The organism is Rhodanobacter ginsengiterrae, from assembly GCF_050026815.1.
Taxonomy (GTDB): domain Bacteria; phylum Pseudomonadota; class Gammaproteobacteria; order Xanthomonadales; family Rhodanobacteraceae; genus Rhodanobacter; species Rhodanobacter ginsengiterrae.
Map to the genome: position 1 here is coordinate 117552 of NZ_JALBWO010000045.1, position 15340 is coordinate 132891.

The 15340-nt window shown below is 67.5% G+C and carries 10 protein-coding genes and 1 pseudogene; 5 read left to right on the plus strand and 6 right to left on the minus strand.

Annotated elements, in window-relative coordinates; all coding sequences use genetic code 11:
* Window positions 1–44 precede the first annotated feature (44 nt).
* Both ACQGNJ_RS04420 and ACQGNJ_RS04425 read right to left on the minus strand, forming a co-directional pair.
* The gene (locus tag ACQGNJ_RS04420; protein ID WP_426688024.1) at window positions 45–476 is read right to left on the minus strand and encodes a DUF1801 domain-containing protein; all 432 of its coding nucleotides are present in this window, start codon (window positions 474–476) and stop codon (window positions 45–47) included.
* Between the two features lie 133 nt (window positions 477–609).
* Entirely contained in the window at window positions 610–1548 is a 939-nt protein-coding gene (locus ACQGNJ_RS04425; protein ID WP_426688025.1) for an alpha/beta hydrolase, read from the minus strand.
* Between the two features lie 381 nt (window positions 1549–1929).
* On the opposite strand from ACQGNJ_RS04425, the pseudogene ACQGNJ_RS04430 reads away from it, so the two are divergent.
* A pseudogene (locus tag ACQGNJ_RS04430) lies at window positions 1930–2199 on the plus strand (Fic family protein); the annotation flags it as partial.
* Here the strand turns inward: ACQGNJ_RS04430 and murD are convergent.
* The 4 genes from murD to ACQGNJ_RS04450 form a co-directional block, all read right to left on the minus strand.
* Window positions 2132–3493: a UDP-N-acetylmuramoyl-L-alanine--D-glutamate ligase gene (gene murD / locus ACQGNJ_RS04435; protein WP_426688026.1), complete on the minus strand. Its 1362-nt coding sequence runs from the start codon at window positions 3491–3493 to the stop codon at window positions 2132–2134. The pseudogene ACQGNJ_RS04430 and the gene murD sit on opposite strands and share 68 nt — an antisense overlap.
* Window positions 3493–4821 carry a UDP-N-acetyl-alpha-D-muramoyl-L-alanyl-L-glutamate epimerase gene (murL, locus tag ACQGNJ_RS04440; protein ID WP_426688027.1) on the minus strand — a complete coding sequence of 443 codons (1329 nt, stop codon included), beginning with the start codon at window positions 4819–4821 and terminating at the stop codon, window positions 3493–3495. Before murL ends, murD begins: the two co-directional genes overlap by 1 nt.
* A gap of 69 nt (window positions 4822–4890) precedes the next feature.
* Window positions 4891–7503, minus strand: coding sequence for a bifunctional aspartate kinase/diaminopimelate decarboxylase (locus ACQGNJ_RS04445; protein WP_426688028.1), 2613 nt, complete (start codon window positions 7501–7503; stop codon window positions 4891–4893).
* 577 nt (window positions 7504–8080) lie between these two features.
* The gene (locus ACQGNJ_RS04450) at window positions 8081–9598 is read right to left on the minus strand and encodes a fumarate hydratase (protein ID WP_426688029.1); all 1518 of its coding nucleotides are present in this window, start codon (window positions 9596–9598) and stop codon (window positions 8081–8083) included.
* Window positions 9599–9782: 184 nt separating this feature from the next.
* Here ACQGNJ_RS04450 and ACQGNJ_RS04455 point away from each other — a divergent pair, with 184 nt between their 5' ends.
* The 4 genes from ACQGNJ_RS04455 to ACQGNJ_RS04470 all read left to right on the plus strand — a co-directional run bounded on the left by ACQGNJ_RS04455 (window position 9783) and on the right by ACQGNJ_RS04470 (window position 15096).
* Window positions 9783–10676, plus strand: coding sequence for a PhzF family phenazine biosynthesis protein (locus tag ACQGNJ_RS04455; protein ID WP_426688030.1), 894 nt, complete (start codon window positions 9783–9785; stop codon window positions 10674–10676).
* A 248-nt stretch (window positions 10677–10924) separates the two neighbouring features.
* On the plus strand, window positions 10925–12247 hold the full coding sequence (locus tag ACQGNJ_RS04460; protein ID WP_426688031.1) for an APC family permease: 1323 nt from the start codon (window positions 10925–10927) through the stop codon (window positions 12245–12247).
* 51 nt (window positions 12248–12298) lie between these two features.
* Entirely contained in the window at window positions 12299–12835 is a 537-nt protein-coding gene (locus ACQGNJ_RS04465) for a (2Fe-2S)-binding protein (RefSeq protein WP_426688032.1), read from the plus strand.
* Complete coding sequence (locus tag ACQGNJ_RS04470) at window positions 12832–15096, plus strand: xanthine dehydrogenase family protein molybdopterin-binding subunit (RefSeq protein WP_426688033.1); 2265 nt, start codon at window positions 12832–12834, stop codon at window positions 15094–15096. Before ACQGNJ_RS04465 ends, ACQGNJ_RS04470 begins: the two co-directional genes overlap by 4 nt.
* The last annotated feature ends 244 nt before the right edge of the window (window positions 15097–15340 follow it).

Consider the following 15340-nt stretch of genomic DNA (forward strand, 5'->3'; position numbering starts at 1 on the left):
TCGAAGGCGGCGCCGGCCAAGCCTCGTCGCATGGAAAGCTGCGTCTACTTCTTCCGTGCCGCCCGCGCGGCGAGTACGGCGTTGTTGGCGGCCACGGCAGCGCGAATGAGTTGCCTGAAGGCGGCCGCGTCGATCCTCACGCCTTCGCGCAGATCGATCGCGCGACGCACGTTGCCCTCCAGACTGGCATTGAACAGCTTCTTCGGATCGGCCAGCGACGCACCGCGGGCAAAGGTCAGCTTCACCTTGTCCTTGTACGACTCGCCGGTGCAGACGATGCCGTCATGCGACCAGACCGGCGTGCCTCCGGACGTCGGCTTGGCCCACTTCCACTCTTCCCGGATCTCCGGATCGGCATCGTGGATCAGCTGGCGGATATGCGCGAGCATCTCGCCGCGCCAATCGCCCAGCGCTTCGATCCTTGCGCTGATATGGGCGGAAGCATCCGGATCATCGGACCTGCCTGCTGACTTCATGCATCCTCCGCTGCTCGTTTCACGCGCCGGCGGCGCGCCGACCACCCAAGCATATCAACGCGACCGGCCCACGGGATGGCCGGCAGAATCGCCACAGCAGATCGCCTGAACATCGTGCGAAACCCGGCGTCGCTCAGTCGTGGACCATCCCGATCGTCCGCAGCCAGGCATCGGCCAGCACGGGCCAGCCGGTGATCGGCATCTTCGTCGGGCGCAAGCCGAACGCATGGCCACCGTGCGCGTACAGGTGCATTTCCGCCGGCACATGCGCCTTCGCCAGCGCGGTGTAGTAGACCAGCGACTGATTCACGCCATCGACGTAATCGTCTTCGGCCTGCACCAGAAAGGTCGGTGGCGTCGCGCTCGAGACGGGAATGTTCGGGTTCAACTTGCCGTCGCCTTTGGTGAGATGCCCCGGATAGATCGGCATGGCGAAATCCGGTCGGGCACTCTCCTGGTCGGCTGCGTCCACCGGCGCATACAGATGGCGATCGAAATTCGTGCTGATCTCGGCCACCAGGAATCCGCCCGCCGAATAGCCCAGCACGCCGATCCGGTGCGGATCGACATGCCACTGCGCGGCGTGGAAGCGCACCAACCGCATGGTTCGCTGCACGTCCTGCAGCGACGACACCGACAGCTCGAAATTGTGTGGGCGGCAATCGCAATGCCAGTCATACGGCAAGCTGGGTACGCGGTACTTCAACAACACGCAGGTGATGCCGCGGGAGGTCAGCCAGTCGCAGGTTTCGGTGCCTTCCAGATCAATGGCAAGAATCTGGAAGCCGCCGCCGGGAATCACCACGACCGCCGCGCCCGTATTCTTCCCCGCGGGCGCGTACACCGTCATCGTCGGCCGCGTCACGTTGGTCACCGCCGTCGCCGGCTTGCCCGCCAGCAGCTTCGTGCTCACCGTCGCGGTTTCCGGTCCGGGAACCGGTTGCAGATCCGGTGCCGCCCCCGGCCATATCGGCACCTGCGCGTGCCCCGCCGAGGGCTGCCAATTCGCGCCTTTCGCCTGCGCGCCAGCACCTGCCAGCAGCAATCCCAAGGCAACCAGCCAAAGCTTCATGACAATCCTCCGTTGTGGCACACGGCCAGTGTTCAAGATTCGAGACAGCAGATGGTGCGGCGCACCCCTGCCGGATCCTGCGCCATGCTTGCGCCGCGTGGCGGCCATTTGCATGGCTTTTTTCTGAAATCGCACGGAGCTCTCGTCGCACTCAAGGGGACGGCCCTGATCGCGATGGCTTCCAATGTCCGGTTCGGGTCATCGCGTATGCCCTTCGAGCACGACTCGACCTCGCCGATGCCACCTGCCTGCCCGGCCTGATCGACGCGCATACCCACCTGACCGGTTAGCTGCGACCACTGCGTTTTGGCCACGACGGCAACCGGACCTGCGGCTTTTTTCCGCGACGTGCCACATGGCAGCGCGCGAATTCTTCGGCAAGCACGGAATCATCCTTTCGTCGACGGAAACAAACGCACGGCACACGTCGGCTATCGCGTATTCCTCGCACTCAATGGTGCCGATCTCGTCGCCAGCGACGAAGACAAATACGTCACCATGATCGCCCTTGCGGAAGCATCGCGCACGAGTGCGCTTCTACAAACGCCATGCGCAACCCAGACCGGTCACATTGCCTCGATCGCTAGCCCGCGATCCCCAGCCCATCGATACTGGCGATTGCCGCCGGATCAAAACCCGCGAACGCGCTGAAGCGCCGCCCGCGCTCGGCGTAATCCTTGAACTGATCAAAGCTTGGCGCCCCCGGCGATAGCAGGATCACCCCGCCCTCTGGCGTGCGCACCCTTGCCTCGGCCACGGCGCTGGCCAGGTCGTCCACCCGCAACAACGGGCAGGCGATGCCACCGGCGCGCAGCGCATCGGCGATGCGTCCGCCATTGCTGCCCATGCAGACGATCGCGTTCGGTGGCGTCCTGCATACCGCCTCGACGAACGGTGTCCAGTCCAGCCCGCGGTCGTGGCCGCCGACCAGTACGGTCACCGCGCGACCATGCAGGCTTTCCAGTGCGGCCAGGGTCGCCAGCGGCGTGGTGCTGATCGAGTCGTTGACCCAGTGCCAGCCGTCGTGTTCGCCCAGCGGTTGCAGCCGATGTGGCAGCGGGCGGAAGCTGGCCAGTGCGGGCGCGGCGGCCAGCGCATCCATGCCGATCGCCTCCAGCGCGGCCAGCGCGGCACAGGCGTTGAGCGCGTTGTGCAGGCCGGGTGCGGCCAGTTGCGCGATAGCGAAGACGTCCCGGGTATCGCGCCGGATGTAGTCGCCGGCGACGTGCCAGCCTTCCGGTTGACCGAACAGCAGGCGATGCGGATGAGCTTGCGTATGCGCCAGCAACACCGGCTGCACGGCATTGACCAGCAACTGGCGCGATACGTCGGCCAGTTTCAGCTTGTCGGCCACGTAGCGCTCGCGCGAGCCGTGCCAGTCCAGATGTTCCTCGTACAGGCTGGTGATCACGCCAAGTTGCAGCGGGCCGGCTTCGCCGGTCTGGAAGCTGGACAGTTCGATCACCCACAGATCCGCCGTCTGGCCGAGCAGTTCCAGCAATGGCAGCCCGATATTCCCGGCCAGCGCGGTGCGTACACCGAGTGCGCGCGCCAGATGCGCGAGCAGCGCGCTGGTGGTGCTCTTGCCCTTGGTGCCGGTGACGCCGATCACGCGCGCATCGGGATTCTCCGCAAACCACAGCGCGGTACCCGAGGTGAACTGCGTACCCTGCGCCTGCGCCGCCAGCAGCGCGGGCTTGTACGCCGAGATGCCGGGTGACTTCACCACCACGTCGAACTGCGCCAGCGTGGTGGCGTCGGGTTCGCCGGCAATGACTTCCAGCGCGACATCGAACGCGCGCGCCGCCTCGACTTCGGCGCCGCTGCAGAACAGGGTCAGCGCCAAGGTCGGCAGCTGCGAGCGCAGCGCCCGGATGACGGCGTGCCCTTCGCGCCCGAAGCCCCAGATCGCCACGCGGCGATCGGTCAGGTCGGCCACGCGCATCAACCGATCGCCGCCAGCGCAGCCTGCAGTCGCGGCGGCACACGATGTTCGGGCGACGGCGCCAGCCACGGCTCCAGCGCCAGCTGCGCCGCGTCCAGCTGCGGCAGGATCTCGCTGCGGAAGCGGGCGACCAGGGCGTCTTCCTGCCACTCCGGCCGCTGGCTCAACGCGTACATCGCGGCGCGCGCCTCGGCGCCCTCGCCCACGCATTCGAACGGTTTGTGATCCTGGTATTCCAGCAGCGCGTCGAAACCGCCGGCCTGGTTCTCGTCATCCAGCAGGTTGCGGCCGAAGATCGACAGCAGCCGCGGCTTGGGCAGGAACGGCGCCAGCGCCAGGAACACGAAGTGGCACTTCGGGCACTGCCCGCACCAGCGATCGACCGGCTTGGGGCCGAGCAATTTGAAGTTGCGGTTGCAACTGGAGAACACGTCGAAATACGGCGTCAGCCTGGCGAACGCGCGGGTGATCGCCAGCTCCGAATACGGGCGCAGCAACGAGCAGTAATCGAGGTCGCTGGCCACGTGCGTATGCAGCCAGTTGCCCAGCAACTGCTCGAACGCATGACCCTTGCTCCACTGGTGGTTCACCTGCTGGCCGTCGTACTCCAGCGTGGCGGCCGAGGCGGAGCGCTCGTTGGCGAACGCGATCGAGTCGTAGCCGTACAGGATCGCGGCGAGCGCGAGGATCGCCGAGTTCACCGCGGTTACCGGGATATGTCCGTTCCACGCGCCCAGCCGGTTCATCTCGAACAAGCCCGGCGCCAATTCACGCTGGATGTTCAGCGTGGGCAGTCCGGTGCGCTCGGCGCAGGCGGCGATCAGCGCGGAGTTGCCGACCCACGCCGCAGTCGCCTCGCCGCCGATCGACTTGATCGCCTCCACCGCCACCAGCGAGTCCTTGCCGCCGCCGATCGGTACCAGGGTACGTTTGGGCAGATTCAATGCACTCACCGCCGCGGTAACGCCGCCACGCGGAAACGCGATGCGCCCGCGCAGATCCAGTCCGTTGCGATAGGCGAACTCGGCCAGGCCATGCAGATACAGCGCATCGAGCAGGTCCGCCGTGGCATCGTCCAGCGGCCCAGCGGCCAGCTCGATCTGCGGCGGTACGCCCGCCTTGTAGTAGCTGACGCCAGCGATCAGATGCAGCAGCTTCAGCGCCGCGCCGAACGCCGCGCGCCGCTCGGCCGGCACCACCGGCGCCTGTGGAAAGCGGATGCGCTCGACCAGTTCCTCGCCGTCGTCGAAGGCATACGCCAGCTCGGCCACGCCATCGGCGTAGCTGGCGCGGGTGAAACGGAATACCTGGGTGAGGCGGGGTTGCATGGTCTGTGGCACATCTATCTCCAACGGTCGCCCATTATCGCCGCACTTTCAGCCAGACAGGCGGGGCCATCACTCGAGGATGATTTCCCCGGCCTCATCGCGCATGTTGTACGGGCTGGACATCACCTTGCCGTAGGCACCGGCCTGGGCGATCAGGATCACGTCGCCCTCCTGCGCTTCGGGCAGGCGGCGGTCGCTGCCGAGCACGTCGCCGCTTTCGCAGATCGGGCCGACGATCTGGTACAGCGCGGTGGCCGGTTCATGCAACCGGGTCAGGTTGACGATCTCGTGCCAGGCGTCGTACAGCGCGGGCCGGATCAGGCTGTTCATGCCGGTGTCGAGGCCGAGGTAGCGCAGCGCGCCCTTGCCCTTCTGCTGGGTGACCTTGGCCAGCAGCACACCGGCATCGGCGACCAGGTAACGGCCCGGCTCCATCCACAGTTGATAGTGCGGATACGCCGCCTTGACCTCGCGCAGCACGCGGTCGAGCGCGGGAATGTCCAGCCGCGCCTCGCCCGGATGCGAGGGCACGCCCAGGCCACCGCCGATGTCGATGAAGCTGACGCTGCCGATGCGCTCGGCCAGGCTGGCCAGCTGCGCGTAAACCTCGCCCCAGTGCGCGTCGTCGAGGATGCCCGAGCCCAGGTGCGCGTGCAGTCCGCGCACGGTGACGCCATGCGCATCGGCCAGGCGCAGGAAGTCGTCCAGCTGATCGACCGGCAGGCCGAACTTGCTGCCGCTGCCGCCGGTGCGCACCTTCTCGTGATGGCCGAGGCCGCGACCCAGGTCGACCCGCAACACGATCTCGTGACCGCGGAACAGCTCGCCCCAGTGTTCCAGCGGATACAGCGCATCCAGCGACACGGTGGCGCGGGTGGTCAGCGCCCAGGCGTAGTCGTCACGCGGCGCGAAGTTCGGCGTGAACAGCAAGGGCGCGGATTCGGGTACATGCGCCATGACGTATTTCAGCTCACCCGGCGACACGCATTCGAAGCCGAAACCCTCGTCGGCCAGCGCGCCGAGGATCGCCGGGTGGGTGTTCGCCTTCACCGCGTAATGCAGCCGATCAACCGCCACCAGCGATTTCAGCTCGCGCGCCTGATGGCGCACCGTGGGCAGGTGGTAGACGTAGCGCGGCGTGGCTTCGGCGCCGATCTGCAGCAGGCGCTCGCGCTCCGCTTCATGCCACCACGCAGCCGCCACGTCGAGCGTTTCGCCGCTGCCGTACAGCGCCTGCCAGCTGGGACCGAACAGCGCGCTGTCATCGGTGCGCAGCGCGCCCGCGCCGATCAGCAGGTCGTGCAGGTGCGGCAGCAACAGGTCGACCACTTCCTCATCCACCACGAAGGTCAGGTTCAGATTGTTCGACGACTGCGAAATCATGTGCACGCGCAACTGGCCGAACTCGGCCAGCACGCCGGACAAGGTGTGCAGCAGCGAGCGCATGCCACGCCCGACCAGGCTGATCGCCGCGCACGGCGCAATCACCTTGACCCGGCACACCTTGGCCAGGTCGCTGGCCAGCGCGGCGATGGCGTCGGAGTCGAGCAGGTTCTCGGTGGGATCCAGCGACACGGTGACATTGGTCTCGGCCGAACCGATCAGGTCCACCGACAGGCCATGCTGCTTGAAGTGCGCGAACACGTCGGCCAGAAAGCCGACCTGCTGCCACATGCCAACCGATTCCATCGAGACCAGGGTGATGCCCTTGCGCGCGCTGATCGCCTTGACGCTGGGCGCGTGGGCGCGCACTTCCGGACCGATCACGGTGCCTTCAAGCTCGGGTCGGTTGGTGTCCTTGATCAGCAGCGGCACGCGCGGCTCGCGCAGCGGCGACAGGCAGCGCGGGTGCAGCACCTTGGCGCCGGTGGAGGCGATTTCCTGCGCCTCTTCGTAATCCAGCCGCTGCAGCAGGCGCGCGCCCGGCACCTGGCGCGGGTTGGCGGTGAACATGCCGGCCACGTCGGTCCAGATCTCCACCCGCTGCGCCTTGAGCAGCGCACCGAAATAGGCCGCCGAGGTGTCAGAGCCGCCACGGCCCAGCAGCACGGTGCGGCCCAGGCTTTCGCGGGCAATGAAACCCTGGGTGATGAAGACATCGCCCAGCGTCGCCAGGCGTGCGTTCAATGCGGGGTCGGGTTTGGTCTCGACCATCGCCGACAGCAGCCGGGTGCGTTCGTTCTGGTTCGGCAGGGCAATCGCGGCCAGACAATCGCGCGCGTCCAGCCATTGCGTCGGCAGGCCGCTGTGACTGAGGAAGGCCGCGCCGAGCGCGCTGGACATCAATTCACCATGCGCCTGCACCTCGGCCTTCCAGGCCAGTTCGCCGTGGCCGGTCGCGCCCTCCTCCGCCAGACGCGTCAGGTCGCTCAAACGGTCATTGAGCGTATCCGGCAGCGCCAGCTGCATGTGCTCGAGCAACTCGTAGTGGCGCTGCACGATGGCTTTGGCTGCCTGGCTGCGCTGCATCCGATCGCCGAGCCGGCACAACTGCTTGAGCCCATCGGTGATGCCGGACAAGGCGGACACCACCACCAGCACGCGAGCGCCCTCGGCGCGGCGGCTGGCGACCAGTTCGCGAATGTTCTGCCAGCGCGGCAACGTGGCGACACTGGTGCCGCCGAACTTCATCACGATCCAGGGGGCGTCTGTGGGCAAGGGCGCGGAAGTTGGCGGGGTCACGAGGGTTCGCTGTCAAGGGCCTGGAATCGGAACAGTGTTGCGCTGCGGCATTGGAATTGCAAATGGTTTCGCGACGGCGTTGTTTGGCCGTATGGACGTCTGAATTATTGTTTCAATCCACGCAGACACAGGAGGATGTCACCGAAACTCCCTCCCCTGCTTGCAGGGGAGGGTCGGGGTGGGGTCCTCTGGATTTGCGATCATGACGCATGAGGCTGCATGGCGCGGCGAGCTTTTGCGTGGCGCTTTGCGGGCCTTTCGATGACCCTGCGCTACTCCACCTCGATCCTTCCCCGGGAGGGGAGGAGGCGATGGCTGTGCTCACTCCCCTGCCTGCAGGGGAGGGCCGGGGTGGGGTCGCTCTGGACTCTTGAGCTTTTCGGCGACCCTGCGCTACCCCACCTCAATCCTCCCCTGGGAGGGGAGGAAGCGATGGGGTTGCTCCCTCCCCTGCCTGCAGGGGAGGGCCGGGGTGGGGTCGCTCTGGACTCTTGAGCTTTTCGGCGACCCTGCGCTACCCCACCTCAATCCTCCCCTGGGAGGGGAGGAGGCGATGGCGTGCGCTTCGCGCACTTCTTTATTGAATAAAGACGGGGATCTTGCCGATCCTTGCCTGCCACTCCCGCGGCCCGGTCTGATGCACCGAGGTCCCACCGGAATCCACTGCCACCGTCACCGGCATGTCTTCCACAGTGAACTCGTAGATCGCCTCCATGCCCAGATCGGCGAAGCCGACCACCCGCGAGGCCTTGATCGCCTTGGAGACGAGATACGCCGCACCGCCAACCGCCATCAGGTAGACCGACTGGTGCTTCTTGATCGCCTCGATCGCGGCCGGACCGCGCTCGGCCTTGCCGACCATGCCGAGCAGGCCGGTCTGCGCCAGCACCTGTTCGGTGAACTTGTCCATCCGCGTCGCCGTGGTGGGGCCGGCCGGGCCGACCACTTCCTCGCGCACCGGGTCGACCGGGCCGACGTAGTAGATGAAGCGGCCCTTGAAATCGACCGGCAGCGGCTCGCCCTTGTTCAACATCTCGACCATGCGCTTGTGCGCGGCATCGCGACCGGTCAGCAGCTTGCCGTTGAGCAGCAGCGTCTCGCCCGGCGTCCAGCTGGCCACCTCGTCGCGGGTCACCGTGTCGAGATTGACGCGACGGCCCTTGGAGGTGTCGAAGGTCAGCTTGGGCCAGTCTTCCAGCGATGGCGGATCGAGCATCACCGGGCCGGAACCGTCGAGCACGAAGTGCGCGTGACGGGTGGCCGCGCAGTTGGGAATCATCGCCACCGGCAGGTTCGCCGCGTGGGTGGGGAAATCCTTCACCTTGACGTCGAGTACGGTGGTCAGGCCGCCCAGGCCCTGCGCGCCGATGCCCAGCGCGTTGACCTTGTCGTACAGCTCGATGCGCAGCTCCTCGCAACGATTGGATGGGCCGCGCGCGATCAGTTCCTGGATGTCGATCGACTCCATCAGCGCCTCCTTGGCCATCAGCATCGCCTTCTCGGCGGTGCCGCCGATGCCGATGCCGAGCATGCCCGGCGGACACCAGCCGGCACCCATCGTCGGCACGGTCTTCAGCACCCAGTCGACGATCGAGTCGGATGGATTGAGCATCGCGAACTTCGACTTCGCCTCCGAACCGCCGCCCTTGGCCGCCACGATCACTTCCACCGTGTCGCCCGGCACGATCGACATGTTGACCACCGACGGCGTGTTGTCCTTCGTGTTGATGCGCTTGCCGGCCGGGTCGGCCAGCACGCTGGCGCGCAGCTTGTTGTCCGGGTCCATGTAGGCACGGCGCACGCCTTCGTTGGCCATGTCTTCCAGCGACATGCTGGCGTCGTCCCAGCGCACGTTCATGCCCACTTTCAGGAACACGGTGACGATGCCGGTGTCCTGGCACAGCGGGCGATGCCCCTCGGCAGCCATCCGCGAGTTGATCAGGATCTGCGCCATCGCATCCTTCGCGGCCGGCGACTCCTCGCGTGCGTACGCAGCAGCCAGACTCTTGATGTAGTCGACCGGGTGGTAGTAGCTGATGTACTGCAGGGCGTCGGCGACGGACTGGATCAGGTCTTCTTGCTTGATGGCGGTCATGGCGGCAGCTTCGATGTCGAGAGGGGAGCGAGGCGCCGCAAACCGCTGTTCGGGGCGCACAACCCTCTTATTGTGCCGCAAATCGGGCGACGGCCCGACCCCGGCCGCAGGCGTGCCGATGGGTCCGCCATCGTTCGGCCTGCCGCTATCATCGTTGGCTTCCCGACCATGCATCGTCCCGACCATGCCCGACACGTTCCGCTTCCTGCAACTGGATGTCTTCGCCAGCCGCCTGTTCGATGGCAATCCGCTGGCCGTGGTGATCGGTGCCGAAGGGCTGGATGGACCGACCATGCAGCGCATCGCGCGCTGGACCAATCTCTCCGAGACCACCTTCCTGCTGCCGCCCACCGAGCCGCAGGCCGACTACCGCGTGCGCATCTTCACCCCGCGCCAGGAACTGCCGTTCGCCGGCCACCCCAGCGTGGGCAGCGCGTATGCGGCGATCGAGGCCGGACTGATCACCCCCGGCAAGACTGCCTTGATCCAGCAATGTGCCGCCGGGCTGTTGCCGGTGCAGGTCGTCGGCCACGGGCCGACCCGCATCATCCACGTGCAGGCACCGCCGGCGCGGTTGGTGCCGGTCGACGAAGCGCTGCGTGCGCAACTGACCCGTGCGCTGCACGTCGAGCTCGCGCCGGAGCAGGTCACCCATGTCGACAACGGTCCGCACTGGATCCTGTGCCAGCTGGATGAAGCGGCGGTGGTGCGCGCGCTGGCCCCGGAGATGGGCCTGCTGGCGGAGCTGTGTCTGCGCCACGGTGCGGTGGGCGTCAGCGTGTTCGGGCACGAACGTTCCGCCGCGGCGGCGATGGCGGTGCGCGCGTTTTGTCCAGCCGACGGCATTCCGGAAGATCCGGTCACCGGCAGCGCCAACGCCGCGATCATGGCCTGGCTCGGCGCACGCGCGGACCGCGACGGCTACGGCCTGCGCTATCGGGCCAGCCAGGGTCGCGAAGTGGGCCGCGACGGTTATGTGGAAGTGGCACGCGATGAAATCAGCGGTGCGATCACGATCGGCGGCCACTGCGTGATCGGCGTGCGCGGCGAACTGGACATCCCTGCGCCGGGCGGCTGATCTTGCGCCCTCCGCACAGCAGGGGGAGGTCTGGAGAGTGCGCTGTTGATGTTGCCCCGACCAAGCCCCCTCACCTGAAGAACTCCCTTGGGCCCGCCCCACCCTGCCCCTCGCTGTCCAGCGAAGGAAGCAGAATCGACCGCTGAGCTGCCTCTCTCTTCTTAAAAGCCGGCGACACGCCCGCGGAGAGCTTGCCGGGCACGCGGGCCGCCGCCATGCTGTCGCACCCGCCTTTCGTGATCGAACCCATGCCTTCACCGCCGTCCACTGCTTACCTCCGCAGCCTGCGTCCGTGGGACGCCGCCCTGATCGTGGTCGGCGGCGTCATCGGCGGCGGCATCTTCCTCACCCCGGGCGTGGTTGCGCAGCGCACCGAGTCGGGCCTGTGGTTGCTGTCGCTGTGGGTGGCCGCGGGTCTGCTCACCCTGGTCGGCGCGCTGTGCTACGCCGAACTGGGCGCGCGTCGTCCGCGGGCCGGCGGCACCTATGTCTATCTGCGCGAGGCGTTCGGTCCGCTGGCCGGCTTCCTGTTCGGCTGGACCATGCTGCTGGTGATCTATTCCGGCTCCTCCGCCGCGGTGGCGACGATCTTCGCCAGCTATGCCGCCCCGCTGTTCGGCTTGTCGGCGGCGTGGTCGCGGCCGTTGACGATCGGCGCCCTCGTCTTCGTCACCGGCATCAACCTGTTCGGCATCCGGCTGGGTGCGCAGATCCAGAATCTGTTCGCCCTGCTCAAGCTGCTGGCGGTGGCGGTGCTGGTCGCTTGCGGACTCTTTTTCGCCGGGGCCGGCCACCAGCAGGTGCTGGCCGTGGATCCGTCGCGCCACGGCGTGGGCTTCATCGGCGCAGCGCTGCCGGTGCTGTTCGCCTATTCAGGCTTCACCTACCTCAACAACCTGGCTGGCGAAGTGCGCGAGCCGCAGCGCACCTTGCCCCGTGCACTGGCGCTGGGCATGGGGCTGGTGATCGTTGCCTACGTACTGGTCAACGTCGCCTATCTCGCCGTGCTTGGCCATGCCGGCCTGGCCGCCAGCCATGCGCCCGCCGCCGACGTGATGCAGCAGGTGGCCGGGCCGGTCGGCGGCAAGCTCATCGCGCTGGGCGTGGCGATTTCCACCCTGGGCTTCTGCAACATCACCCTGGTTGCCGGCGCCCGCGTGCTGCAGGTGATGGGCGAGGACGGCCTGTTCTTCCGCGCCGTGGCCCGACTGCACCCCCATTGGCGCACGCCGAACACCGCGTTGCTGCTGCTGTCCGGCTGGGCGATCCTGCTGGCGCTGGCATTCAGCTATGGCCAGCTGCTCGACTACGCCACCTTCGGCGACTGGCTGGCCTGCGCGGTCGGCGTAGCCACGCTGTTCTGGTATCGCCACCATGACGATGCGGCCAGCGGCTTCCGCGTGCCGGGCTACCCATGGCTGCCGCTGCTGTTCGTCGCCGCGGTGGGCGCGGTGGTGGTGGCCACCCTGCTCGACAATCCCTTCAGCTCGGCCATCGTGCTGCTGATCATGCTGGCAGGCGTGCCGGTCTACTTCATCTGGCAACGCCTGTTCAGCCGCACACTGCCCTAAGCAGGCGGCGGCAATGCCACAATGCGCGGATCGACTTCGAGGAGATGATGGATGGTGCCCGTGCAAGCCCAGGTCCTGCCGACCCCGCCGGACAGCAGCATCGTTCCGGACAAGATCCGCGACGGCATCGACCTGCAGATCAACGGCGAGCACTACCGCCACACCGGTGATCCGCAGCTGCCCTTGCTGTGGTACCTGCGCGATGTGTTGCGGCTGACCGGCACCAAGTACGCCGGCGAGCACGGCGGCAGCGGCGCCGACCTGGTGCTGCTGGACGGCAAGGCGGTTGCCGCGATCAGCCAGCCGATGGCGAAGCTGGCCGGCAAGGCGGTGATCACCGTGGAAGGTCTGGCCGCCAACGACGGCAGCCTGCATCCGCTGCAACAGGCCTTCATCGACGAGGACGCGATCGGCTGCGGCTACTGCACGCCCGGCTGGCTGATCGCGGGGGTCGACCTGCTCAGGCGCAAACCGCACCCGAACGATGGCGACATCGACCAGTTGCCGAACCTGTGCCGCTGCGGCTGCCAGACCCGCGTGCGTCGTGCGATCAAGCGCGCTGCCGCCGGCAAGGCCGGCCAGCGATGAGCCGGGAGATCAACCAGGGCCTGCGACTTTCGCGTCGCCGCTTCCTGCAGGTGATCGCCGGCACCGCCGGCTCGCTGCTGGTCGGCATCCGCCTGGCCGATGCCGCCGACGCGCCGCTGCCGCCGGCGCTGCTGGGCGACAACATCCATGGCCTCGGCCCCTACGTACGCATCGACGAGGACGGCAGCGTGCTGATCGGCGCGCGCGACCCGGACACCGGCACCGGCGTGGCCACGGCGCTGCCGCGGATCATCGCCGAGGAACTCGATGTCGACTGGAACACCGTCCGCGTGGTGCCGCTGGGCCTCGGCGTGGATACCGCGAAGGGCCAACCGGTCTGGACCTACGGTCATCAGGTCGGCGGCACCGGCACCTCGATACCCGCGGCCTGGCGCGACCTGCGCCAGGCCGGTGCGGCGGCGCGCTGGCTGCTGCTGCAGGCCGCGTCGCGCCGGCTCGGGCTGGCTGCCAGCAGCCTGCGCAGCGAAAGCGGCATGGTCATCGCGCCCGACGGTCGTCGCTTCAGCTACGGCAGCCTGGCCGCCGACGCCAGCAAGATCGCCCTGCCGACCACCCTGCCGCCGCTGAAGAATCCGGTCGACTACAAATTGATCGGCCACCGCGCCGGCGATGTCGACGCACGCGCCATCGTCACCGGCCAGACCCGCTACGCCATCGACCATTTTTACGGCGATGCGGTAGTCGCCGTGCTGTCGCATTGCCCCTGGCCGGACGGCAGCCTGGCGCGCATCGACACCACCGACGCGCTCGCCGTCGCAGGCGTGCTCAAGGTGGTGCAGCTGCACCCCGAGCGGGGGCAGCCGCTGGGCAGCACGGTGATCGCCGCGGCCGTGGCGGTGATCGCCGAAACGACCTGGGCTGCCTTGCAGGGTCAGGCCAAGCTGAAGCTGGAATGGAAACCCGGCGCCAGCGCCGACGGCAACAGCAATGCGCTGGAACAACTGGCGCTGGCCCTGCTCGGCGGCAAGAACGAACCGACCACGCGCGTGCGCGATACCGGTGACGTCGAGGCTGCCGGCAAGAAAGCCGCGCGCCGGCTGGAAGCGACCTACTTCCAGCCATGGCTGGCCCACGCCACCGCCGAACCGATGAACTGCCTGGTGCGGCTGGACAAGGATCGCGCCAGTCTGGTGGTGCCGACCCAGGCACCGCAGAAGGCCTCCGCCGTGGTGCAGCGCCTGACCGGGCTGGCCGCCGACAAGATCGACATCCGCGTGCCGCGCGTGGGTGGCGGCTACGGTCGCCGGCTCGACCACGATTACGTAGCCGAGGCAGTGATGCTGGCCAAGGCCGTCAACAAGCCGGTGCGCCTGCTGTGGTCGAATGAACAGGACCTGCGCAACGACTATTACCGCAGCGGCAGCGTGCACCTGCTCGGCGCGATCATCGACCGCAAGCGCCAGTTGCTGGCGTGGGACCAGCGCATGGCCAGCGCCTCGGCGTTGTCCGGGCGCGGCGTGCCGGACAACCAGCTATGGACGTCCGAACTGCAGGCCGACCAGCTGCCTGCCCCGCTGGTACCGAATTACCGCAGCGACTGGTACGCGCTGCAGTCGACCACGCCGCGCGGCCCGATGCGCGGCATGCCCCACCTCAGCAACGCGTTCGCGGTGGAAAGCTTCATCGACGAGATCGCGCACCAGATGCGCGAGGATCCGCTGAAAACCCGCCTGCGCATCCTCGGCGACGCGCGCCAGCTGCCGCTGGACAACGGTCGCACGCTGGATACCGGCCGGCTGGCCAATGTGCTCCAGCTGGTCGCCGACCGCATCGAGTGGAAGAACTGGCTGCGCACCGTCAACGGCCTGGGCATCGCCTGCTGGCATGTCGACGGCGCCTATGTCGCGCATGCCATCGAAGCCTCGATGCAGGGCGAGCAACTGACCATCCAGCGCGTCGTCTGCGCGGTCGACGTGGGTCGCGTGATCAATCCACTGGGCCTCGAAGGACAGGTGGCCGGCGCCACCCTGGACGCACTGTCGATCGCCCTGAATGCCGCGATTACCATCAAGGGCGGCCAGGTGCAGCAGCACAACTTCAAGGACTACCCGCTGGCCAGCATGGCGCAACTGCCCGACGACGTCGAAGTGATCACCGTCGCCGACCAGCGCGATCCGGCCGGCGCCAGCTTCCTGGCCATGCCCACCGCCGCGCCCGCACTCGCCAACGCCGTGTTCCGCGCCAGCGCGGTGCGCGTGCGCCGGCTGCCGCTGATGAAGGAATTGCTGCGGCTGCTGTGAGTGGCGTTCGCCGGTTGCCCTGCCCGGGCCTTGCCGATGCAGCTTGGCCCATCAAGGCGGCCACCGCTGTCCCGGACCGGGTTGGGCAGGGAACGCTCCTGAAATGGGGGGTGAACCCCTTGGCGGCTGACCGTATCGACGGCTATATCGCGGACGGCAACATGCGCAAGCGCGACCCGCGCTACGTCGACGCCGCTGTGCACAAGCCGGCGAGCCAGGCGAAGACCTTCCAGCCCAAAGACTT

What these genes read in the sequence shown, in the direction of transcription:
- murD (WP_426688026.1), bottom strand. Translation starts at nt 3,493, where the DNA reads ATGCGCGTGGCCGACCTGACCGATCGCCGCGTGGCGATCTGGGGCTTC.
- ACQGNJ_RS04425 (WP_426688025.1), bottom strand. Translation starts at nt 1,548, where the DNA reads ATGAAGCTTTGGCTGGTTGCCTTGGGATTGCTGCTGGCAGGTGCTGGC.
- ACQGNJ_RS04465 (WP_426688032.1), top strand. Translation starts at nt 12,299, where the DNA reads ATGGTGCCCGTGCAAGCCCAGGTCCTGCCGACCCCGCCGGACAGCAGC.
- ACQGNJ_RS04455 (WP_426688030.1), top strand. Translation starts at nt 9,783, where the DNA reads ATGCCCGACACGTTCCGCTTCCTGCAACTGGATGTCTTCGCCAGCCGC.
- ACQGNJ_RS04450 (WP_426688029.1), bottom strand. Translation starts at nt 9,598, where the DNA reads ATGACCGCCATCAAGCAAGAAGACCTGATCCAGTCCGTCGCCGACGCC.
- ACQGNJ_RS04460 (WP_426688031.1), top strand. Translation starts at nt 10,925, where the DNA reads ATGCCTTCACCGCCGTCCACTGCTTACCTCCGCAGCCTGCGTCCGTGG.
- murL (WP_426688027.1), bottom strand. Translation starts at nt 4,821, where the DNA reads ATGCAACCCCGCCTCACCCAGGTATTCCGTTTCACCCGCGCCAGCTAC.
- ACQGNJ_RS04470 (WP_426688033.1), top strand. Translation starts at nt 12,832, where the DNA reads ATGAGCCGGGAGATCAACCAGGGCCTGCGACTTTCGCGTCGCCGCTTC.
- ACQGNJ_RS04420 (WP_426688024.1), bottom strand. Translation starts at nt 476, where the DNA reads ATGAAGTCAGCAGGCAGGTCCGATGATCCGGATGCTTCCGCCCATATC.